Source organism: Methylibium sp., from assembly GCF_013817345.1.
Taxonomy (GTDB): Bacteria; Pseudomonadota; Gammaproteobacteria; order Burkholderiales; family Burkholderiaceae_C; genus Methylibium.
The window spans coordinates 1-20,163 of sequence record NZ_JACDCW010000025.1; the positions used below are offsets into that span (position 1 = coordinate 1).

Sequence of the window (20,163 nt, forward strand, 5' to 3'; positions counted from 1 at the left end):
CGCGCCGACTGCGCCGCCCGCAGCCGTGCCAGCGGCACCCGCACCGGCGGCAGCGCAATCGCCGCCCGAGCCCGGCGCGACCGTCGCCGCGGCGGGCGAGGTCCCGGCAATCTACACGCAGGCCTGTCAGGTGTGCCATGCGGCCGGCGTGGCGAACGCTCCCAAGCTGGGCGACAAGGCGGCCTGGGCCCCGCGCCTGGCCTTGGGCATCGACGGCTTGACGCAAAGCGTGATCAACGGCAAAGGGGTCATGCCTCCCAAGGGGGGCGCGGCCGCTGCCACCGAGGCCGACTTGCGGGCGGTGGTGACCTACATGGTGGAAAGCGTCAAGTAAAAGCGTTCTTGGTTTGCAAGAGCCGGCTCTCTCAGCGGCTCCGATCACCGAAAAGCCGGCGGCAAGCCGGCTTTTTCACGTCCTCTGCGGACTGAGCCGGTAGCCGAAACGCACCGGCAGGTCTTCGAAGCGAACCGTCTGCGGTTGCCACTCGCCGCTCGTCACCGCGTCGGCGGCGGCGTCCATGTCCATCGAGCGCACCAGACCGAAGCCGGCCTCGGTATCGAGGAACAGGCGGCCGTTCTCATCGAGCCAGGCGCTGCGCACGGGCCCCGCCTCTCGGCCGGTATGCGCGTGCAGCACAAAACCGGCGGCAGCGCGCTGCACGCCCAGCACCAGCGGCGCGGCCTCCAGCTCGACATACACGCGTTGCGGCCCGTTCTGGAAGAACCAGGCGCCGTGCTCATCGGGCAGGTAGTTGCGATGAATGAAGTCGACCAGCTTCTCATGCAGCAGCCGGCTGCCCTTGACCTGCGGAAACGGCCCCGCCGCCTGCACACGGTCGTCGCGCATGTACCAGTCGCCGCGCGCGTCCAGGCCCAGCCAGCCGTGGCAGGCCGGCACGTTGGGCCATTTCTTGAGCGCCGCCTTGACGATGTCGTCCATCGCGGAATTGTCGATGGGTGCCGCGCCACGCCTCAGTGCGCCTGCAGCCACCCCATCACCGCCTCGGGCAAGCCGAGCCGCCGGCCCGGGAAGGGCCCAGTGGCAAAACCGACATGGCCGCCGTGCGCCGGTTGCCACAAGCTGACATGGCGGCCGACTTCGCGCGGCTGCGGCAGGCTCGCCGCGGGCACGAACGGATCGTTGCGCGCGTTGAGCACCAGCGTGGGAATGCGGATGCGAGCGAGATGCGGCTTGGCCGAACCCCGAGCCCAGTAGTCGTCGGTCCCTTTGAAGCCGTGCAGCGGCGCAGTGAACACATCGTCGAAGGCGTAGAGGTCAGCGGCGGCAAGCAAACGCTCGCGATCGAACAGGCCGGGGTGCTGGACCAGCTTGGCCAGCGCCTTGGGTTTCATCGAGCGCAGGAACATGCGGTTGTAGACCTGCCGATTGAAGCCGCGCGCGATGGCGTGGCCGCCTGCGGCGAGATCGATCGGCGCGGAAACCGCCGCCATCGCCCGCACCACCGCCGCTGCGCTGCCTTCGGCTTCCTCGGCCCAGCGCAGCAGCGCGTTGCCGCCGAGCGAGACGCCCACCGCCAGCAGTGGCTGGTGCACGCGAGCCCGCAGCCGGGCAAGGATCCAGCCGACCTCTTCGAAGTCGCCGGAGTGGTAGGCGCGCGGCGCTAGGTTCAGCTCGCCCGAGCAGCCGCGAAAGTGCGGCAGCGCGAACTGCCAGCCCTGCTGGCTGGCCCAGTGCACGAAAGCCTGCGCGTAGTGGCTGCGCGAAGAGCCCTCGAGACCGTGGAACAGCACCAGCAGGGGGGCGTTCGGATCGTTCGGCACGTTGTTCGCCGCGAGGAAATCGACGTCGATGAAGTCGCCGTCCGGCGTGGCCCAGCGTTCGCGCTCGAAGCGCGACGCCGCACCGTCGAAGCCGCGCCCCAGCAGCGCCGGCCAGATCGTTTGTGCGTTACCGCCGGGCAGCCACCACGGCGCCACGTAGGGTCCGGGCGAAGCGGCGGCAAGCTCGAGGGCGGTCGACATGCGCGGGCGGCGCTCTTTTCAGTTCAATGCAGAGTCGACGGCGCTTCCGAGATTTCCTGCAGTTCGCGCGCCATGCCGGGGCTGGCATGGTGCAGCACCATGCGCCAGCCCTGCGCAGTCAGCACGTAGGCATTGGTGACGATCGCGAACGCTGTCTGCACGCCTTCGTCGCTACGCACCTGCACGCGTTCGAGCACATGGTGGATCGCGCTGGAATGGGCCTGCAGGCGGCGCACCTTGTCGGGCCGCACGTCGATGGCGCCACTCGCGAAGATCGCCTCGAAGGCCGCCCGGATGGCGCCCGCACCCAGCATGCGCGGCCCGCCCGGATGCACGCAGGCGATGTCCTCATCGTCGGACCACACGGCCATGAGCTTGTCGACGTCGGCCTGCTGCAGCGCTTCGTAGAACTGCGCTTCGATGTCGTCGGGCGAGGACGGCGGGGCTTTCGGTTTGGACGGCATGAGACCTCGAAATTTGCGAACGGCCACCGCGGCAGTGGCGACGGCGTGGCAAGCGCCGCATGGCGCGGGCATTGTACGAAGCGCCCCTAGAATGCCGCGAACCCGAATCGCTCATGGCCACCGACCCGAAAGACTGGACCGAACGCAGCCGCGATCTCGCCGCGCTGTTGTCACGCATTGCGCTCGGCGACCGTGCGGCTTTTGCCACGCTTTACCAGCAGACCAGCGCGCATCTGCTCGGCGTGGTGCTGCGTATCCAGAGAGACCGGGCCCAGGCCGAAGACGTGCTGCAAGAGGTGTACGTGAACGTCTGGCGCGCCGCGCAGGGTTTCGACGCCAGCCTGAGCCAGCCGATGACCTGGCTGACCAGCGTGGCCCGCAACCGGGCCATCGACAGCCTGCGCCGCCGCCAGAGCGATCCACGCACTGTGAGCCTGTCGGGCAGCGGCGACGATGACGAGAACGACATGCTGAACGACCTCGCCTCGGCCAACGCCGGGCCGCTCGAACTGTTGGGACAGGCTGCCGACGCGCAGGCCTTGCGCGGCTGCATGGCCGCGCTCAGCGGCGAGCAGCAGCAAAGCCTCGCGCTGGCCTTCTACCAGGGCCTCTCGCATGCCGAAGTGGCCGAGCACCTGCGTCAGCCGCTGGGCACCGTCAAGAGCTGGGTGCGGCGCGCACTGATCGCGCTCAAGGGCTGTCTCGAACACGTGCAGCGCGAGCGCGGCGTGACCTGAGCGCACTTCGTGGATTACGCCCGCCCCGCCCTCGCCGACCGCCTTGCGGCCGAGTACACGCTCGGCACCTTGCGCGGCCGCGCGCGCCGGCGCTTCGAAGCGCTGCTGCCGGCGCACGCAACGCTGCGCAGCGCCGTGGCGGGATGGCAGGCGCGGCTGGCACCGCTCGCGCAGGCCGTCGCACCGGTGCAGCCCTCGGCCGCCGTGTGGACGCGGCTCGAGCGCAACCTGTTCGGCACCGAACGCGCCAATGCGCCCGGCAGTTGGTGGCGGCGGCTCGGCGTGTGGCAAGGACTGACGGCCTTCGCGACCGTCGCGGCGCTGAGCCTGGCGCTGGTGGTGTCTCAACCACCGCCGGTTGCGCCGCCGATCGTCATCGTGCTGAACGCCAATGCCGACGCGGTGGGCGTGCAGCCGGCCAGCTTCGTGGCCAGCGTGACGCCGGACGGCCGCGCGTTGGTGCTCCGGCCTGTCGGCCCGGTGACGCTCGACGCCGGCCGCGCGCTCGAGCTGTGGTCGGTGCCCGGCACCGGCGCGCCGCGTTCGCTGGGCCTGGTCTCGGCCGAACAGGCCACGACGGTGCTGCGCGCACAACTGCTCGACAACACGGCCGCATTCGCCGTGAGCATCGAGCCGAGCGGCGGCTCGCCGACGGGCGCGCCGACCGGCCCGATCGTCTCGGTCGGCAAGCTCGACATCTGAAACGCGCTGCATCCGGATCGAGATTGCGCCCGTAGTGAAGGCAGCCCATCAGGTTCTTCCTGATCGACTGATCCCTCATCTACGGAGAAGAAGCATGCGTCCGACGAACCCCTTGATCCTGAGCGCTGCCGTGTTGGTAACGCTGACCGCCTGCGCGTCGCAGTCGATGAAGAGCCCGATGGTCGACAACACGGCGCTGCCCGAAGCGGTGCGCGCGCCGGCCGGCGAGAAGCAGGCGATGTGGACCCAGACCCGCAACGGCCGGATCACCTATGAATGCCGCGAGAAGAGCGACATGGCCGGCCAGTACGCCTGGGCCTTCGTGGGCCCCGAGGCCACGCTCACGAACGACAGCGGCGAGGCAGTCGGCAAGTACTTCGGCCCGCCGACCACCTGGCAGTCGACCGACGGCTCGAAGATTGGCGGCAAGCAAGTGGCGGTAGCGCCCAACGCGAGCGGCAACATCCCGCTGCAACTCGTCAAGACCGAGGGTGCCATGGGCAGCGGCGCGATGAGCAAGGTGAGCTCCATCCAGCGCCTGAAAACAAAGGGCGGCGTGGCGCCGGCGGCGGCCTGCGCGACGGCCAACAAGGGTGAGAAGAAGATCGTCGACTACTCGGCCGACTACGTCTTCTATACCCGCTGATCCTTGCCGACGCCGCGCCTCAATGAGCGCGCGGCGCCTCGCCGGCCTTCAGCCGATAGAGCGTCCCGCAGTACGGGCACTTGCCTTCGCCGTGCGACGCCACGTCGATGAACACCCGCGGATGCGTGCTCCACAGCGGCATCTTCGGATTCGGGCAGAACACCACGCCGGGGCCTTGCAGGTCCCGGCTGGTGACTTCGACGGTGGCGGGGGCTTCTATCGTCATGGCAGCGCGGCTCAAACTGCGGTCAGCCATTCGGCGTACTTCGGATTGCGGCCGTTCACGATGTCGAAGAAAGCCGACTGGATTTTTTCGGTGATGGGTCCGCGCGAACCCAGGCCGATCTCGATGCGATCGAGTTCGCGGATCGGCGTGACTTCGGCGGCGGTGCCGGTGAAGAAGGCTTCGTCGGCGATGTAGACCTCGTCGCGCGTGATGCGTTTTTCCACGAGCTTGAGTCCGAGGTCTTCACAGATCGCGAACACGGTATTGCGTGTGATGCCATTGAGCGCGCCGGCCGAAAGATCGGGCGTGTAGATCACCTTGCCCTTGACCACGAACAGGTTCTCGCCCGCGCCTTCGCTCACGAAGCCCGAGGCGTCGAGCAGCAGCGCTTCGTCGTAGCCATCGTCGGTGGCCTCCATGTTGGCGAGGATGGAGTTGGTGTAGTTGCTCACCGCCTTGGCCTGCGTCATGGTGATGTTGACGTGGTGGCGCGTATAGCTCGAGGTCTTGACGCGGATGCCGCGCGCCATGCCTTCTTCACCGAGGTAGGCGCCCCAGGGCCAGGCGGCGACCATCAGATGGATGCGGTTGCCCTTGGGGCTGACGCCGAGTTTTTCGGAGCCGATCCAGGCGAGCGGGCGCAAGTAGCAGCTCTGAAGTTTGTTCTCGCGTACGACGGCGCGCTGCGCGTCCATCACCTGCTCAGGCGTGAACGGAATCTTCATGCGCAGGATCTTGGCGCTGTTGAAGAGCCGTTCGGTGTGCTCTTGCAGGCGGAAGATCGCGGTCCCGCGCGCGGTGTCGTAGGCGCGCACGCCCTCGAAGGCGCCGCAGCCGTAATGCAGCGTGTGGCTCAGCACGTGGATCTTCGCGTCGCGCCACTCGACGAGCTCGCCATCCATCCAGATTTTGCCGTCGCGGTTTTCCATCGACATCGAGCTTCTCCGATCAAGCAAAGCAGCAGTTCGCGATTCTAGGTGGCGCACGCCGGCCACTGCTCATGGCAAGCGGCTAGTTCGAGGACGGCCTTCTTGAGGCCCTTTGCGAACCCCCGAATCAGGTGGGAGGCTGCGTCTTGCATCTCGGAACGCCGTGGCCTAGCCTGCGTGTACGTGAAAACTGCACGCGGTGACGAAGTCTCAACGTGCAAGGTGGCCCACTGAGGCGCTGCACGGACGTTCGAGAATCTACTCGGCGTTAACCCAGGGGAGAACACACATGATGAAGCATTGGCTGGCTGCTGCAGCGGCAATAGCCTGTATGACCTCGGCACAGGCTCTCGTAACGACCGTCGCTCTGATCGGCGATCCATCGCAAAGCGAGGAGATGACCGGATCCAATTTTTCCGGCTCATTGAGCTTCGACGATGCGACGAACATTCTGACCATCGACTTGATGAACACTACGCCGGTGGCGGTGGGCGGTTTCTTGACCGCATTCGCGTTCAACGCGCCGGATGCCGCGACAGTGACGTTCGCGAGTACCACCTTGGCAACTTTTAATCAATTCTTCACAACGCCCAATACCTCGCCCTTCAACGGCTTGGAGTACGGCGTTGGCGTCGGTGATAACTACAACGGCGGCGGTAGCCCAATGGACGGCCTTCAAATTGGCGATTCCGCGACGTGGACGTTCAATGTCAGCGGCGGAACCTTTGCCGCCACCGATTTCTTCACGGCAGGTGACGAAGATCGGGCCGTCGGTTTCCTGACCCGTTTTCGCGGCTTGGCCGATGGCGGCAGCGACAAGGTTCCCGGCGTGCCAACGATGACTCCGATCCCCGAGCCGCAAACCTACGCCCTGATGCTCGCCGGTCTGGGTCTTGTCGGTTTCATGGCTCGGCGCCGTCGCCGCGACTGATCCGGCTTTCCGAACGAGAAGGCGCCTCAAGGCGCCTTTTCCGTTTCTGGGGCCGTCGGATCCGAATCGCTCGCGCGCTCCAGCGTCCAACGCTGCAGCCGTCCACCCGCGAACTCCACCTTCACGCTGACGCCACCCGCATCGCGCCAACGGAAGGTTCCTCCGTCGCCCTCGACCGGCTGGGCCAAGCTGCCCGCCATCGGCAGCAGATCGAGCATGGTCATGCCGGGGCGCAGTTTCGTGTTGAGCATGACCGCGCTCTTGACCTGTCCGATCGGCGAGCGGCCGGCGCGCTGCATCGTGCGCAGCGCTCGGCTGAATTGCAGCAGCAGCCAGAACACGATGACCGTGGCCGCCAGCGCAACGCCCGGCCAGCCGTAGCTGGCGTAGCCCGCCGCGACGGCGGCCACGGCCAGGGCCCATCCGACCCAGGCGCTCATCGAAGCGCCTCCTTGCGTGCGTGTGGAACCGGGCCGCGGCGCCGCCGTTCGCCATTCGAAAAATTCATGCCAGCTCCCGCAGCAACTCGACGGCCTGCTCGACGCGTTCTACCGCGTGGATCGTCAAGCCCTCGACCGCCTTGCGCGGCGCATTGGCTTTGGGCACCACCGCGACGCCGAAGCCGAGCTTGGCCGCCTCCTTGAGCCGCTCCTGCCCACGCGGCGCAGGCCGCACTTCGCCGGCCAGGCCGACCTCGCCGAAAGCCAGAAAGCCGCGCGGCAGCGGTTTGCCGCGCAGGCTGCTCTGGATCGCCAGCATCACTGCCAGGTCGGCGGCCGGCTCCGTGATGCGCACACCGCCGACCGCATTGACGAACACGTCCTGGTCCATGCAGGCGATGCCGGCATGGCGGTGCAACACGGCCAGGAGCATCGCCAGGCGATCACGGTCCAGCCCCACCGAGAGCCGCCGCGGGCTCGGCCCGCCGCTGTCGACCAAGGCCTGAATCTCCACCAGCAGCGGCCGCGTGCCTTCGAGCGTGACCATCACGCACGAACCGGGCACCGGCTCGGCATGCGTGGAGAGAAAAATGGCGCTCGGGTTCGACACGCCTTTCAAGCCGCGCTCGGTCATCGCGAACACGCCGATCTCGTTGACGGCGCCGAAGCGGTTCTTGATCGCGCGCACCAGCCGAAAGCTGCTGTGCGTGTCGCCCTCGAAATACAGCACGGTATCGACGATGTGTTCGAGCACGCGGGGCCCGGCGATCGCACCTTCCTTGGTGACGTGGCCGACCAGCACGATGGTCGTGCCGCTGGCCTTGGCGGTGCGCGTGAGCTGTGCGGCGCATTCGCGCACCTGCGCCACCGAGCCGGGTGCGGAGGTGAGCTGGTCGGAATACACCGTCTGGATCGAGTCGATCACGCAGAACGCCGGCTCCTCGGCGGCCAGTGTGGCCTGGATCCGTTCGAGCTGAATCTCGGCCTGCACGCGCACGCGCGAGCCGTCCAGGCCGAGCCGGCGTGCGCGCAGCGCAATCTGCGCGCCGCTTTCCTCGCCCGTGACGTACAGCACCTTCATCTGCGTGCTCATCGCGTCGGCGGCCTGCAGCAGCAGGGTGCTCTTGCCGATGCCCGGGTCGCCGCCGATCAGCACCACACCGCCCGCGACGATGCCGCCGCCGAGCACGCGGTCCAGTTCCTCGATCCCGGTAGGCGTGCGGGCCATGTCGGCCGCGTCGATCTCGCTGAGCGTGGCCACCGGCAGGCTTTTTGCGAGCGACTGGAAGCGGTGCTTCGTCGCCGAGGCCGGCTCGGCCACGCCTTCTTCTAGGGTGTTCCAGGCATTGCATGCGGGGCACTTGCCCAGCCACTTTGGGCTGCTGCCGCCGCATTCAGTGCACGTGTAGATCGTCTTTTCCTTGGCCATGCGGCATTGTCGCCGCCGGCCTGCAGCACTGAAGACGGCGCGATCGCGGGAGCCGTTGCTATCGCAAAGGCGCAGCCGCGGACCGGCGCAACGCAAACCGTCCGCGCGAAGACAAGGCTCAGCGGTCCGTGACCTTGCCGCGCTGGCTCTTGACCTCGCTGCGCGCGCTCTTGCCTTCGAGCCGGCGCTGCCGCGAGCCGTAGGTCGGCTTGGTGGGCACGCGCTTCTTGGGCGGCGTGGCCACGCTGAGCACCAGCTCGAGCAGGCGCTGCAGCGCGTCGGCCCGGTTGCGCGCCTGCGTGCGTTCTTCCTGCGCCTTGATGACGATCACGCCATCACCGCTCAGGCGCTGATCGCGAATCGCCAGCAGCCGCGCCTTGTGCGCCTCGGGCAAGCTCGAGGCCGGCACGTCGAAGCGCAAGTGCACCGCGCTCGATACCTTGTTGACGTTCTGCCCGCCCGCTCCCTGCGCCCGCACCGCGCTGAACTCGGCCTCCCGTTCGAGCAGGATGCGCAGGCGTTCGCCGAGGCTCATGACGACCCCCGCGTCGCTGCGCTCGTGCCGCCGGAGGGGGCGGGGCTCGGCTGGCGGCCCGGCGCCGGACTCACCCCGGCACTGGCGGCGCGAGCGCGAGCACCGGGGCGGGGGCCGGCAGCTGCGGCAACGCCGCGCGAACTTGCTGGCACTGGGCGATGTGGCGGTCGCACAGGCGCTTGAACATCCAGCCCGAGAGCGCCGCCGATGCCGCCAGCCCCGCAATGGGCGCCAGCTTGGCGGCCTGTTGCGCGCCCACGCGCAGGCCAATCGCCCGCAGCGCCGTGAACAGAGCGCCTTGCGTGATGACGCGGCCGATCAGGTAGCTGCCGACTTCCTGCGTCAGATCGTCGACCTGGTTGCGCAGCGTGGCCGGCAATTGGGCAAGCTGGCCCGGTGCCAGACCATGGGCGGCGCTGATCTGCTCGATGGTGGACGCGAGCAGCTTGCCGTTGATGAACAGATCCACGCCCGCCACTGGCAAGGCCGACACGCCGGCCGCCTTGAGCGCTTGGCGCCGCACCAGCCGCCGGCAATCGCGCTCGACCGCATTCACGCCGGTGGCAGCACGGGGTGGGGCGTGTTCGGGCCGCATGGCTAACTCTTGCTGGAGCCGCGCACTTTTTCGAAGACGAACAGCAACAGGAAGGCACCGACGATCGAGGCGATCCAGCCCACCGGCTCGCCGACCTGGTACCAGCCCATCGCCTGGCCGACGTAACCGGCGACGAAGGCGCCGGCGATGCCGAGCAGGCAGGTCAGGATCCAGCCCATCTTCTGGTCGCCCGGCATCAGAAGACGCGCGAGGGCGCCGACGATCAGCCCGACGAAGATGGTGGAAATGATGCCCATGTGGTGCTCCTTGCGAGAAATGGAAGTATCCGCTCCATCATAGTGAGCGCAAGGCCGACGGAGTGTGACGCGGCGAACCGCTGCGGCCTCGGGCGCGAAGGTCGAGCCCATCGGCATACGCCTCCGCAGCGGTCGATCTGCCGAGGCTATGGCGGCGGCGAGTCAGCCGCCCACGCCGCCTCACCGACCGTGCGCACCGGCACGCGTGCCGCCAATGCACACATCAGCTCGTAGCCGAGGGTGCCGGCGGCATGCGCCACCTCGTCGATCGGCAGCAGGCTCACCCTGCCGTCCACCGGCGGGCCCCGACCCCACAGCGTGACCTCGCTGCCCGGCCCGGCGTGCGGCACCGGCGTCAGGTCGACTGTCACCATGTCCATCGAGACCCGCCCGACCAGCCGCGTGCGCACGCCCTCAACCAGCACCGGCGTGCCGTGCTCGTGCGTGCCCGGCGCGTGGCGCGGATAGCCGTCGGCATAGCCGCAGGCGACCACGCCGATGCGCATGGGAGCATGGGCCGTGTAGCGGCTGCCGTAGCCGACGGTGTCTCCGGGCTGCAACTGCTGCACGGCGATGAGTTTCGAGCGCAGCGTCATCGTCGGCTGCAGATCCCAGTGCCCGATGTCATGGGAAGGAAAGTCGGGCGCCGAGCCGTAGAGCAGGATGCCGGCGCGAACCCAGTCGGCGCGCACCTGCGCATCGCTGGCGTGGCGCAGCGTCGCGGCGCTGTTGGCTAGGCTGCGCTCGCCGGGCAGATCGCGCGTCGTCTCGGTGAAGACCTGCAACTGGCGGTCGATGGCGCGCGCACCGGGCGTCGAGGCGTCGGTGTTCGCATTGGCATCCGCGTCGGAGAAGTGCGTCATCAGCGACACCTCGTCCACTTGCGGCAAGGCCTCCAGCCGCGTCCAGGCCGAGCGAAAGGCCTGCGGCGTGAAGCCGAGCCGGTTCATGCCGCTGTTGAGTTTGAGGAAGACGCGGTGCGGCGCCTTGGTCTTGTGCATCGCCAGCCAGTCGATCTGCGCCTCGCAGTGCACCGTGTGCCACAGGCCCAGGCGCGAGCACAGTTCCAGGTCGCGCGGCTCGAAGGCACCTTCGAGCAGCAGGATCGGGCCCCGCCAGCCCAGCTCGCGCAGGGTCCGGGCTTCGGCCAGATCGAGCAGCGCGAAGCCGTCGGCCGCGCGCAGGCCCGCATACGCGCGTGCGATGCCGTGGCCATAGGCGTTGGCCTTGACCACCGCCCACAGCCGCGCACCGGCCAGCTCGGCGCGCGCGCGCGCCAGGTTGTGAGCCAGGGCGTCGGTGTGGATCAGCGCTTCGATCGGTCGGGGCATGGTGCGTCAGACGAATATGAAAAACGGTTCGGCCGCAACCCCCATGCTATAACCCGCGCCGACCCGGCATGCAGCGCTCGCCCAGCGTGCTGCCGGGCCGGCCGACCGCTCGAGCAGGTGCAGAAAGGCGCATGAAAAAAGGCTTCTACACCATCATGTCGGCGCAGTTCTTCAGCTCGCTGGCCGACAACGCACTGTTCGTTGCCGCGGTGGAGCTGCTCAGGACTTCAGGCCAACCCGAATGGCAACGCGCCGCGCTGGTGCCGATGTTCGCGCTGTTCTACGTGGTGCTGGCGCCCTTCGTCGGCGCCTTCGCCGACGCGGTGCCCAAGGGCCGGGTGATGTTCGTCGCCAATCTGGTCAAGGTGGTCGGCTGCATGATGATGCTGTTCGGCAGCCATCCGCTGATCTCCTACGCCATCGTCGGCCTCGGTGCTGCTGCCTACTCGCCGGCCAAGTACGGCATCCTCACCGAGCTGTTGCCGCCTTCGCAACTGGTCAAGGCCAACGGCTGGATCGAAGGCCTGACCATCGGCTCGATCATCCTGGGCGTGGTGCTGGGCGGGCAACTGGTCTCGCTCAACCTCACCGAGCGGCTGACCGATTTCAGTCTGCTGGCGGCAGCGACAAACCTCGACTCGCTCGGCGACGTGTTGCTGTTCGCGGTGCTCGCCGTGGCCGCCCCGCTGTATCAGTGCGCCGAGTTCATCACGAGCCTGACCATGCCGGACGCGTCGGTCATCGACGTGGCGATCGTGGCGCTGGCCTTGCTGTATGTCGTCGCGGCCGTCTTCAATCTCTACATCCCGCGCACCGAGGCACCGCTGCAGCCCTTCGCGCACAGCGTGCCCGGCCTGGTCCGCGATTTCTCGCGCTGCAACGCGCGCCTGTGGGGCGACAAGCTGGGGCAGATTTCACTGGCAACGACCACGCTGTTCTGGGGCGTGTCGGGGAACCTGCGCTACATCGTTCTGGCATGGGGCGCGGCGGCGCTCGGCTACGGCACGACGCAGGCTTCGTCGCTGGTGGGCGTGGTCGCCATCGGCACCGCGTTCGGCGCGATCCTGGCCTCGGTGCGCATGCGGCTGGATCAGGCCACCAGCGTGATCCCGCTGGGCATCGCGATGGGCGTGCTCATCATCGCCATGAACTTCATCGACAACGTCTGGGTCGCCGCGCCCTTCCTGATCGTGCTCGGCGGGCTTGGAGGCTTTTTGGTGGTGCCGATGAACGCGCTGCTGCAGCACCGCGGCCACAACCTGATGGGCGCCGGCCGCTCGATCGCCGTGCAGAACTTCAACGAGCAGGCCTGCATCCTCGGCTTGGGCGCTTTCTATACAGGGATGACGCGCTTCGGCCTGTCGGCCTTCGGCGCCATCACCATCTTCGGCATCCTCGTGGCCGGCGTGATGTGGCTGATCCAGCGCTGGCATCGCGACAACCGGGTGCGTTACCGGGCCGAAGTCGATCACCTGCTCGACATTGCGCGGCGCGATCCGCACTGATCGACGTGCCTGTCCGTTGAACGCGCTGCGACGCTCTTCGGCATTGCGCAATACCGGTCGAGCACGGTCGTTGCGGGCCGCGATCCTCGGCCGGAGCACGCCATGAATGCCCGACTCCTGCCGGGTGCCGCGTCGGCGCCGGGGCTGGCCGTGCTGGCGCTCACCTTGAACGCCTTCGTGTGGGGCGTGTCGTGGTGGCCGCTTCGCTTCCTGCAGGCGCACGGCCTGCACCCGCTGTGGGCCACGGCGCTGGTCTATGCGGTCGCCGTGATGGTGATCGGCGCGCGCTGGCCGCAGGCTTTCGGCCAAGTGTGGCGCGCGCCTGTCCTGTGGGTGCTGGTGCTGGCAGCCGGCAGCACCAACGCGGCCTTCAACTGGGCCGTGAGCATCGGCGACGTGGTGCGCGTGGTGCTGCTCTTCTATCTGATGCCGCTGTGGACGGTTCTGCTCGCCCGGCTGCTGCTGAGGGAAAGGCTCAATCGCTGGGCGGCGCTGCGCATGTCGCTGGCGCTGGCGGGCGCGGCCATCGTGCTCAAGGCGCCCGGCGCCGGCTGGCCCTGGCCGTCGGGTCTGGCGGATTTTCTGGGCATTGCCGGCGGTTTCTTCTTCGCGCTCAACAACGTGATGCTGCGGCGCGAAGCGCACCGGCCGCAGGAGGCACGTGCGCTGGCCATGTTCCTCGGCGGAGTGCTGGTGGCCGGCCTGCTCGCTGCCGTGCTCAGCGCTGCCGGTGCCGTGCCGCTGCCCCCTGCGCCGCGCACGGCCTGGGTGGGGGTTGCGCTCGCATTGACGGGCGGCTTCCTGATTGCCAACCTGGCGCTGCAGTACGGTGCCACGCGGCTGCGTGCGAATGTCACGGCGGTGGTGATGCTGACCGAAGTGGTGTTCGCCGCAGCCTCCGCCGTGTGGCTGGGCAAGGAGGTCGTGACGCCGCACATGCTGCTCGGCGGTGCGCTGATCGTCGCGGCGGCGCTGCTGTCGGCGCTGGAGCCGCCGCATGCGGCCTGAAGCGGGCGGACCGCGGAAGCAGCGTGTCACAAGCCGGCCGCCGGGGTTGCACTTCGTCATCCCTGACGCGGGGCCGGCGGGGGATGCTCGCTGCTTCCGTCACTTCTGTCGTAGTCCCATGCAAAAGCACAAGTCCCCCCTCGCCCTTGCCGTGCTCGGCCTGTTGCTGATCCTGCAGGGCTGCGGCGGCGGCGGTGGCGGTGATGGAGAAGAAGCCCACGCCACGTCCTCCACGTCGTCACCGCAAGCAGAGGAAGCCCCCGCCGCCGCTGCCGAGGTGCCGGTTCCCGAGGACAGCACCGCCGCCATCCTGGCCGCCCCCAGCGGCACCGATGCCACGTGCGGCCTGCCCGACTTTCAGGCCGAGGCGATGCGGCTCATCAACGCGCGACGCGCGGCCGGAGCGAGTTGCGGTGGGCGCGGCCAGTTCGCCGCCGCTTCGGCGCTGCGCTGGAACGGTGCGCTTGCCAGCGCAGCCTACGGGCATTCGAAAGACATGGCCACCCGCAATTTTTTCTCGCACACGGGCTCCGACGGCAGCAGCTTCTCCAAACGGATCACCGCCGCCGGCTACGTGTGGGGCGGTGCGGCGGAAAACATCGCCGCCGGGCAGCGCTCGGTGCGCTCCGTCGTCGACGGCTGGATGCTGAGCCCGGACCATTGCGCGAACATCATGGCGGCCAGCTACCGCGATGCCGGCCTGGCCTGCGTTCGCAACAGCAGCAGCCGGTACGGCACCTACTGGACGCTCAATCTGGCTCGCCCGCGCTGAAGGCTGCGCTGCCTTGCTTTAGACACGCCGTCACGGCCCAGGCTATCCCGTCGCATCCGGGCACGGGCGGCTTCGGCCTGTTTGCGATCCCGGAGCGCTACCGGCGGCTGGAGCGAAAGTGGCCGTCAAGCCGTCAAGAAGCCGGATTGGCCGCTGCCGTAGAGATCACGCCCCCGCCCAGGCAGATTTCGCCGTCGTAGAGCACCGCCGACTGGCCCGGCGTGACCGCCCATTGCGGCTCGGTGAACTCGAGCGTGAAGCGGTCGTCGTCCGCTGGCGCCAGCGTGCAGGCCGAGTCGGCCTGGCGGTAGCGCGTCTTCGCCGCCAGCGGCCCCGCAGCGGGCGGACGGCCGGCGATCCAGCTGGCGTCCGCGGCCTCGAGCCGGTCGGACTGCAGCCAGGGGTGGTCATGCCCCTGCACGATCCACAGCGTGTTGGCCGGCAGGTCCTTGCGCGCCACGAACCAGGGCGCATGCTCGCCGCCGCCGCGCGGTGCACCGCGCGGCTTGACGCCACCGATGCCGATGCCCTTGCGTTGCCCCAGCGTGTAGAAAGACAGGCCGACATGCTCGCCGATCGTGCGGCCGCGTTCATCCTTGATCGGGCCCGGCGTGTTGGCGAGGTAGCGGCCCAGGAACTCGCGAAAGGGCCGCTCGCCGATGAAGCAGATGCCAGTCGAATCCTTCTTGGCGGCGTTGGCCAGACCGATCTGCGCCGCCAGCCGCCGCACCTCGGTCTTGGGCAACTCACCCACCGGAAACAGTGTGTGCGCAAGCTGCGTCTGGGTGAGGCGGTGCAGGAAATAGCTCTGGTCCTTGCTTGCGTCCAGGCCCTTGAGCAATTCGAACGCATCGTCGCGTTCGCGAACTCTTGCGTAGTGACCTGTTGCCATCTTCTCGGCGCCCAGCCGCATCGCGTGATCGAGGAAAGCCTTGAACTTGATCTCGGCGTTGCACAGCACGTCGGGGTTGGGCGTGCGGCCGGCCTCGTACTCGCGCAGGAACTCGGCGAACACGCGGTCCTTGTATTCGGCTGCGAAGTTCACGTGCTCGATCTCGATGCCGAGAACGTCGGCCACGCTGGCGGCATCGAGGAAGTCCTGGCGCGAGGTGCAGTGCTCGTCGTCGTCATCGTCCTCCCAGTTCTTCATGAACAGGCCCACCACCTCGAAGCCCTGCTCCTTGAGCAGCCAGGCGCTTACCGCCGAGTCGACGCCGCCGCTCAGGCCCACCACCACCCGCGTCTTGCCACTCGTCACCTTCATGCTCAGGATTTTTCCACCGGGTCGTAAAGACCGGGGTCGGTGTAGACCGCCGAGACCGGATGGCGCACGCCGGCCAGGAAGTCATCGACGTTTTTCTGCAGCGCCGGGCTGCGGTGGCGATCGCTCGCCGCACGGATTTCGTCGGGCGTCATCCACACCGTGCGCACGATGCCGTGGTCGAGCCGGCGGCCGGGCTCGCGCGCCGAGACCGTGCCGCAGTAGCTGAAGCGCAGGTACGTCACGTCCTGCTTGCGCGCACTTCGGATAAAGCGCGACATGTAAATGCCGAGCAGCGCCGTCGGCGTGAAGACGCAGGCGGTTTCCTCCAGCACCTCGCGCACCACCGCCTCGAGCAGCGACTCGCCCGGGTCGAGGTGCCCGGCCGGCTGATTCAGGCGCAGGCCCTCGGGCGTTTCTTCTTCCACCAGCAGGAAGCGGCCGTCCTGCTCGATCACCGCCGCCACGGTCACCGCGGGTTTCCATCGTTGTCTCATGCGCGATCGTATCGGCACGCGACGGTCGATTACGCGCTTGTCGATTGTGTAAGCTCCGCCTCCGAACGAACAGACCGACAGGAGAGCTCATGCGCATCGGCATCCCGCGCGAGACGGCGGCGGGCGAGACCCGCGTCGCCGTCACCCCCGAGACCGTCAAGAAGCTCAAGGCGCAGGGCCACACGCTCGCCGTGCAGTCGGGCGCCGGCGTCGCAGCCAGCGTGACCGACGAGGCCTACACGGCGGCCGGCGCGGAGATCGTCGATGCGGCCACCGCCCTGGGCTGCGAACTGGTGCTCAAGCTGCGCTCGCCCTCGGACACCGAACGCACGCAAATGAAGCCCGGCGCGGCGCTGGTCGGCATGCTCAATCCCTTCGACCGCCTCGGTCTGCAGTTGCTGGCCGATGCCCACCTCACCGCCTTCGCGCTCGAAGCCGCGCCACGCACCACGCGTGCCCAGAGCATGGACGTGCTGTCCTCGCAGGCAAACATTGCCGGCTACAAGGCCGTGATGGTCGCGGCAGACAAATACCAGCGCTTCTTTCCCATGCTGATGACCGCGGCCGGCACGGTAAAGGCGGCGCGCGTGGTCATTCTCGGCGTGGGTGTGGCGGGCCTGCAGGCCATTGCCACCGCCAAGCGGCTGGGTGCGGTGATCGAGGCCAGCGACGTGCGGCCGTCGGTGAAGGAGCAGGTCGAGTCGCTCGGCGCGAAATTCATCGACGTGCCTTACGAGACGCCCGAGGAAAAGGAGGCCGCCGAGGGCGTGGGCGGCTACGCCAAGCCGATGCCGCCGAGCTGGCTGGAGCGCCAGAAGGTCGAGGTGGCCAAGCGCGTGGCCGCCGCCGACATCGTCATCGCCACCGCGCTGATCCCCGGGCGCGCCGCGCCGACGCTGGTGACCGAGGACATGGTCAAGGCCATGAAGCCCGGCTCCGTGCTGGTCGATCTGGCGGCCGGCAAGGCAGCAGATGGCATCGGGGGCAACTGCCCGCTCACCGAGGCCGACAAGACCGTCATCAAGCACGGCGTCACCCTGGTCGGCGAGACGAACCTGCCGGCGCTGGTCGGGGCCGACGCGAGCGCGCTCTACGCGCGCAACGTGCTCGACTTCCTCAAGCTCGTGCTCGAGAAGGACGCCGCGGCGCTCAAGATCGACCTCGAAGACGACATCGTCAAGGCCTGCCTGATGTGCCAGGGCGGTCAACTGCTGCGCAACTGACCGGAGCCGGACCATGGACCTCATCTCCCCGACCATCCTCAATCTCATCATCTTCGTGCTCGCCATCTACGTCGGCTACCACGTGGTGTGGACCGTCACCCCGGCGCTTCACACGCCTTTGATGGCGGTGACCAACGCCATCTCGGCCATCGTCATCGTCGGCGCCATGCTCGCTGCCGCGCTCACCGTCACCGGCCTGGGCAAGACCATGGGCGTGCTGGCGGTGGCGCTGGCGGCGGTCAACGTCTTCGGCGGCTTTCTGGTGACGCGGCGAATGCTGGAAATGTTCAAGAAAAAGGACAGGAAGATCGCCGTGGCGAAGGAAGGCACGCAATGAGCCTGAATCTCGTCACGCTGCTCTATCTGGTGGCCAGCATCTGCTTCATTCAGGCGCTCAAGGGCCTGTCGCACCCGACCACATCGATCCGCGGCAACGTCTTCGGCATGGCCGGCATGGCCATCGCCATCCTCACCACGGCTGCGCTGATCGTCACCCTGGCCGGCCAGGCCGGGCAGAGCGCCGCCTCGGGGCTGGGCTATGTGCTGGCCGCGCTCGTCGTCGGCGGCGCCGCTGGCACGCTCATGGCCAAGCGGGTCGAGATGACCAAGATGCCGGAGCTGGTTGCCTTCATGCACAGCATGATCGGCCTGGCGGCGGTGTTCATCGCCATCGCCGCGGTGGCCGAGCCTTATGCCTTCGGCATCGTGGTGCAGGGCGAGCCCATTCCTGCCGGCAACCGGCTGGAGCTGTTTCTGGGCGCGGCCATCGGTGCCGTCACCTTCAGCGGCTCGGTCATCGCTTTCGGCAAGCTGTCGGGCAAGTACAAGTTCCGGCTGTTCCAGGGCGCGCCGGTCAGCTTCGACGGGCAGCACAAGCTCAACCTGATCCTCGGGTTGGCGATGTTGGCGCTGGGCCTGATCTTCACCTTTACCGAGAACTGGACGGCCTTCTTCGCGATGCTGCTGCTGGCCTTCGTGATGGGCGTGCTGATCATCATTCCCATCGGCGGGGCGGACATGCCGGTGGTGGTGAGCATGCTCAACAGCTACTCGGGCTGGGCGGCGGCGGGCATCGGTTTTTCGCTCAACAACAGCATGCTGATCATCGCCGGCTCGCTGGTGGGCAGCTCGGGAGCGATCCTGAGTTACATCATGTGCAAGGCGATGAACCGCTCGTTCTTCAACGTGATCCTGGGCGGGTTCGGGGGCGACGCGACGGCCGCTGCGGCGGGCACGGGGGAGGCGCGGCCGGTCAAGAGCGGCAGCGCCGACGACGCCGCCTACATGCTCAGCAACGCGGAAACCGTGATCATCGTGCCGGGCTACGGCCTGGCGGTGGCGCGCGCCCAGCACGCGGTCAACGAGCTCGCCGAGAAGCTCACGCACAAGGGCGTGAAGGTCAAGTACGCGATCCACCCGGTGGCCGGGCGCATGCCGGGCCACATGAACGTGCTGCTGGCCGAGGCCGAGGTGCCTTACGACCAGGTGTTCGAGATGGAAGACATCAACGGCGAGTTCGCGCAGGCCGACGTGGCCATCATCCTGGGCGCCAACGACGTGGTGAACCCGGCCGCCCTGACCAAGGGCACGGCGATCTACGGCATGCCCATCCTGGAGGCCTACAAGGCCAAGACCGTGATCGTTAACAAGCGTTCGATGGCGGCCGGCTACGCTGGGCTGGACAACGAGTTGTTCTACATGGACAAGACGATGATGGTGTTCGGTGACGCGAAAAAGGTGGTGGAGGACATGGTGAAGGCGGTGGAGTGATCGAGGGGGCGACAGGCATGTTGTTTTAGTTAAATCGACAAGGCTAAAATAAAGGCGCTGCTTGTTTCAACCTGCGCCGCTCATGAAACGCCCACCGCCTGGCCGCTCCATCGTCGTTACCACGCAAGGCGAATCGTTTCGGGCCTTCGTTCCTGCACCCTTGCCGCCGAAGCCCCCGCTCGAGTGGTCACCGGCGCTGCGCCGCAAGTTCGACGACGCCCTCGTCGCCATCGGGCGGCTCGATGCCGTTTCCGCCCTCCTGCCCAACGCCGAATTGCTGCTCTACAGCTTCGTGCGCCAGGAGGCGGTTCTCTCGTCGCAGATCGAAGGCACGCAATCGTCGCTCGCCGATTTGCTGCTCTTCGAGGCGGATGAACAGCCGGGCGTGCCGATTGAGGACGCGCGCGAAGTCAGCCGCTGCGTCGCCGCCATGGCCCACGGCCTCAACCGCCTTCGCGGCGGTTTTCCGCTCAGCCTGCGCTTGTTGCGCGAGATGCACGGCGAGCTGCTCGACCATCCGCGCGGGCGCGGCAAGGCGCCGGGCGACTTTCGCTGCTCGCAGGTTTGGATCGGCGGCACCCGGCCCTGCAACGCGGTGTTCGTGCCGCCGCCTGCCGACAAGCTGGCCGAGTGCCTGGACCAGTTCGAGCGCTTCCTGCACGACGATCCCGAACCGACCTCGCCTCTCGTGAAGGCCGCGCTGGCGCACGTGCAGTTCGAGACCATCCACCCCTTCCTCGACGGCAATGGCCGCATCGGCCGTCTTCTGATCGTGTTGCAACTGGTGGCCGATGGCGTGCTGCGTGAGCCGATGCTCTATCCGAGCCTTTTCTTTAAAACCCACCGCGCGCTCTACTACGAGTTGCTCGGCGATGTGCGCCTATAGCGGCTTGTACATTTCGGTCTCCGTGACCGAACCCGG

At 67.8% G+C, this 20,163-nt stretch carries 25 protein-coding genes; 12 read left to right on the forward strand and 13 right to left on the reverse strand.

Annotated elements, in window-relative coordinates; translation table 11 throughout:
* Positions 1–334, forward strand: a 334-nt coding sequence (locus H0W40_RS06770; protein ID WP_292444574.1) for a c-type cytochrome, incomplete at its 5' end; no start/stop codon positions are given.
* A gap of 75 nt (positions 335–409) precedes the next feature.
* Here the strand turns inward: H0W40_RS06770 and H0W40_RS06775 are convergent.
* Genes H0W40_RS06775 through H0W40_RS06785 form a run of 3 tightly spaced genes read right to left on the reverse strand, consistent with a single transcriptional unit; the run spans position 410 to position 2,447 of the window.
* Positions 410–940, reverse strand: a complete 531-nt coding sequence (locus H0W40_RS06775; protein WP_292444576.1) for a DUF2946 family protein — start codon at positions 938–940, stop codon at positions 410–412.
* A 32-nt stretch (positions 941–972) separates the two neighbouring features.
* Positions 973–1,983, reverse strand: a complete 1,011-nt coding sequence (locus H0W40_RS06780; protein ID WP_292444578.1) for an alpha/beta fold hydrolase — start codon at positions 1,981–1,983, stop codon at positions 973–975.
* 23 nt (positions 1,984–2,006) lie between these two features.
* On the reverse strand, positions 2,007–2,447 hold the full coding sequence (locus tag H0W40_RS06785; RefSeq protein WP_292444579.1) for a nuclear transport factor 2 family protein: 441 nt from the start codon (positions 2,445–2,447) through the stop codon (positions 2,007–2,009).
* A 113-nt stretch (positions 2,448–2,560) separates the two neighbouring features.
* On the opposite strand from H0W40_RS06785, the gene H0W40_RS06790 reads away from it, so the two are divergent.
* The 3 genes from H0W40_RS06790 (at position 2,561) to H0W40_RS06800 (ending at position 4,532) form a co-directional block, all read left to right on the forward strand.
* Complete coding sequence (locus tag H0W40_RS06790; RefSeq protein WP_292444581.1) at positions 2,561–3,184, forward strand: sigma-70 family RNA polymerase sigma factor; 624 nt, start codon at positions 2,561–2,563, stop codon at positions 3,182–3,184.
* Positions 3,185–3,193: 9 nt separating this feature from the next.
* The gene (locus H0W40_RS06795) at positions 3,194–3,886 is read left to right on the forward strand and encodes an anti-sigma factor (RefSeq protein WP_292444583.1); all 693 of its coding nucleotides are present in this window, start codon (positions 3,194–3,196) and stop codon (positions 3,884–3,886) included.
* Positions 3,887–3,980: 94 nt separating this feature from the next.
* Complete coding sequence (locus H0W40_RS06800; protein ID WP_292444585.1) at positions 3,981–4,532, forward strand: DUF3455 domain-containing protein; 552 nt, start codon at positions 3,981–3,983, stop codon at positions 4,530–4,532.
* Positions 4,533–4,551: 19 nt separating this feature from the next.
* On the opposite strand, the gene H0W40_RS06805 is transcribed toward H0W40_RS06800, so the two are convergent.
* Both H0W40_RS06805 and H0W40_RS06810 read right to left on the reverse strand, forming a co-directional pair.
* Positions 4,552–4,758 carry a zinc-finger domain-containing protein gene (locus H0W40_RS06805; RefSeq protein WP_292444587.1) on the reverse strand — a complete coding sequence of 69 codons (207 nt, stop codon included), beginning with the start codon at positions 4,756–4,758 and terminating at the stop codon, positions 4,552–4,554.
* An 11-nt stretch (positions 4,759–4,769) separates the two neighbouring features.
* Positions 4,770–5,693: a branched-chain amino acid transaminase gene (locus H0W40_RS06810; RefSeq protein ID WP_292444590.1), complete on the reverse strand. Its 924-nt coding sequence runs from the start codon at positions 5,691–5,693 to the stop codon at positions 4,770–4,772.
* A gap of 283 nt (positions 5,694–5,976) precedes the next feature.
* Between H0W40_RS06810 and H0W40_RS06815 the strand changes: the two genes are divergently transcribed.
* The gene (locus H0W40_RS06815) at positions 5,977–6,618 is read left to right on the forward strand and encodes a PEP-CTERM sorting domain-containing protein (RefSeq protein ID WP_292444593.1); all 642 of its coding nucleotides are present in this window, start codon (positions 5,977–5,979) and stop codon (positions 6,616–6,618) included.
* Positions 6,619–6,644: 26 nt separating this feature from the next.
* Here H0W40_RS06815 and H0W40_RS06820 read toward each other — a convergent pair whose 3' ends face one another.
* The 6 genes from H0W40_RS06820 to alr all read right to left on the reverse strand — a co-directional run bounded on the left by H0W40_RS06820 (position 6,645) and on the right by alr (position 11,205).
* A complete protein-coding gene (locus tag H0W40_RS06820; RefSeq protein ID WP_292444596.1) occupies positions 6,645–7,058 on the reverse strand; it encodes a hypothetical protein in 414 nt (137 codons plus the stop codon).
* 64 nt (positions 7,059–7,122) lie between these two features.
* A complete protein-coding gene (radA, locus tag H0W40_RS06825; RefSeq protein WP_292444599.1) occupies positions 7,123–8,487 on the reverse strand; it encodes a DNA repair protein RadA in 1,365 nt (454 codons plus the stop codon).
* 118 nt (positions 8,488–8,605) lie between these two features.
* The gene (arfB, locus tag H0W40_RS06830) at positions 8,606–9,022 is read right to left on the reverse strand and encodes an alternative ribosome rescue aminoacyl-tRNA hydrolase ArfB (protein WP_292444602.1); all 417 of its coding nucleotides are present in this window, start codon (positions 9,020–9,022) and stop codon (positions 8,606–8,608) included.
* Between the two features lie 70 nt (positions 9,023–9,092).
* Positions 9,093–9,617 carry a hypothetical protein gene (locus tag H0W40_RS06835; protein WP_292444605.1) on the reverse strand — a complete coding sequence of 175 codons (525 nt, stop codon included), beginning with the start codon at positions 9,615–9,617 and terminating at the stop codon, positions 9,093–9,095.
* Between the two features lie 2 nt (positions 9,618–9,619).
* The gene (locus H0W40_RS06840; RefSeq protein ID WP_292444607.1) at positions 9,620–9,874 is read right to left on the reverse strand and encodes a GlsB/YeaQ/YmgE family stress response membrane protein; all 255 of its coding nucleotides are present in this window, start codon (positions 9,872–9,874) and stop codon (positions 9,620–9,622) included.
* A 146-nt stretch (positions 9,875–10,020) separates the two neighbouring features.
* Positions 10,021–11,205, reverse strand: coding sequence for an alanine racemase (alr, locus tag H0W40_RS06845; RefSeq protein ID WP_292444610.1), 1,185 nt, complete (start codon positions 11,203–11,205; stop codon positions 10,021–10,023).
* 131 nt (positions 11,206–11,336) lie between these two features.
* On the opposite strand from alr, the gene lplT reads away from it, so the two are divergent.
* The 3 genes from lplT to H0W40_RS06860 all read left to right on the forward strand — a co-directional run bounded on the left by lplT (position 11,337) and on the right by H0W40_RS06860 (position 14,490).
* Positions 11,337–12,710: a lysophospholipid transporter LplT gene (gene lplT, locus H0W40_RS06850; protein WP_292444612.1), complete on the forward strand. Its 1,374-nt coding sequence runs from the start codon at positions 11,337–11,339 to the stop codon at positions 12,708–12,710.
* Between the two features lie 102 nt (positions 12,711–12,812).
* A complete protein-coding gene (locus H0W40_RS06855; protein ID WP_292444615.1) occupies positions 12,813–13,718 on the forward strand; it encodes a DMT family transporter in 906 nt (301 codons plus the stop codon).
* Between the two features lie 118 nt (positions 13,719–13,836).
* Positions 13,837–14,490, forward strand: coding sequence for a CAP domain-containing protein (locus H0W40_RS06860; protein WP_292444618.1), 654 nt, complete (start codon positions 13,837–13,839; stop codon positions 14,488–14,490).
* Between the two features lie 133 nt (positions 14,491–14,623).
* Here H0W40_RS06860 and mnmA read toward each other — a convergent pair whose 3' ends face one another.
* Both mnmA and H0W40_RS06870 read right to left on the reverse strand, forming a co-directional pair.
* Entirely contained in the window at positions 14,624–15,754 is a 1,131-nt protein-coding gene (gene mnmA / locus H0W40_RS06865; RefSeq protein WP_292444620.1) for a tRNA 2-thiouridine(34) synthase MnmA, read from the reverse strand.
* Positions 15,755–15,756: 2 nt separating this feature from the next.
* Positions 15,757–16,248 (reverse strand): NUDIX hydrolase, encoded by a 492-nt coding sequence (locus tag H0W40_RS06870; RefSeq protein WP_292444623.1) that lies wholly within the window; start codon positions 16,246–16,248, stop codon positions 15,757–15,759.
* A gap of 89 nt (positions 16,249–16,337) precedes the next feature.
* On the opposite strand from H0W40_RS06870, the gene H0W40_RS06875 reads away from it, so the two are divergent.
* From H0W40_RS06875 to H0W40_RS06890, 4 genes are all read left to right on the forward strand, one after another.
* A complete protein-coding gene (locus H0W40_RS06875) occupies positions 16,338–17,471 on the forward strand; it encodes a Re/Si-specific NAD(P)(+) transhydrogenase subunit alpha (RefSeq protein ID WP_292444626.1) in 1,134 nt (377 codons plus the stop codon).
* Between the two features lie 13 nt (positions 17,472–17,484).
* Complete coding sequence (locus tag H0W40_RS06880) at positions 17,485–17,808, forward strand: NAD(P) transhydrogenase subunit alpha (RefSeq protein ID WP_292444628.1); 324 nt, start codon at positions 17,485–17,487, stop codon at positions 17,806–17,808.
* Entirely contained in the window at positions 17,805–19,241 is a 1,437-nt protein-coding gene (locus H0W40_RS06885; protein WP_292444630.1) for an NAD(P)(+) transhydrogenase (Re/Si-specific) subunit beta, read from the forward strand. The genes H0W40_RS06880 and H0W40_RS06885 overlap by 4 nt, the downstream gene beginning before the upstream one ends.
* Positions 19,242–19,323: 82 nt before the next feature.
* Complete coding sequence (locus H0W40_RS06890) at positions 19,324–20,127, forward strand: Fic family protein (protein WP_292444632.1); 804 nt, start codon at positions 19,324–19,326, stop codon at positions 20,125–20,127.
* Positions 20,128–20,163 lie beyond the last annotated feature (36 nt).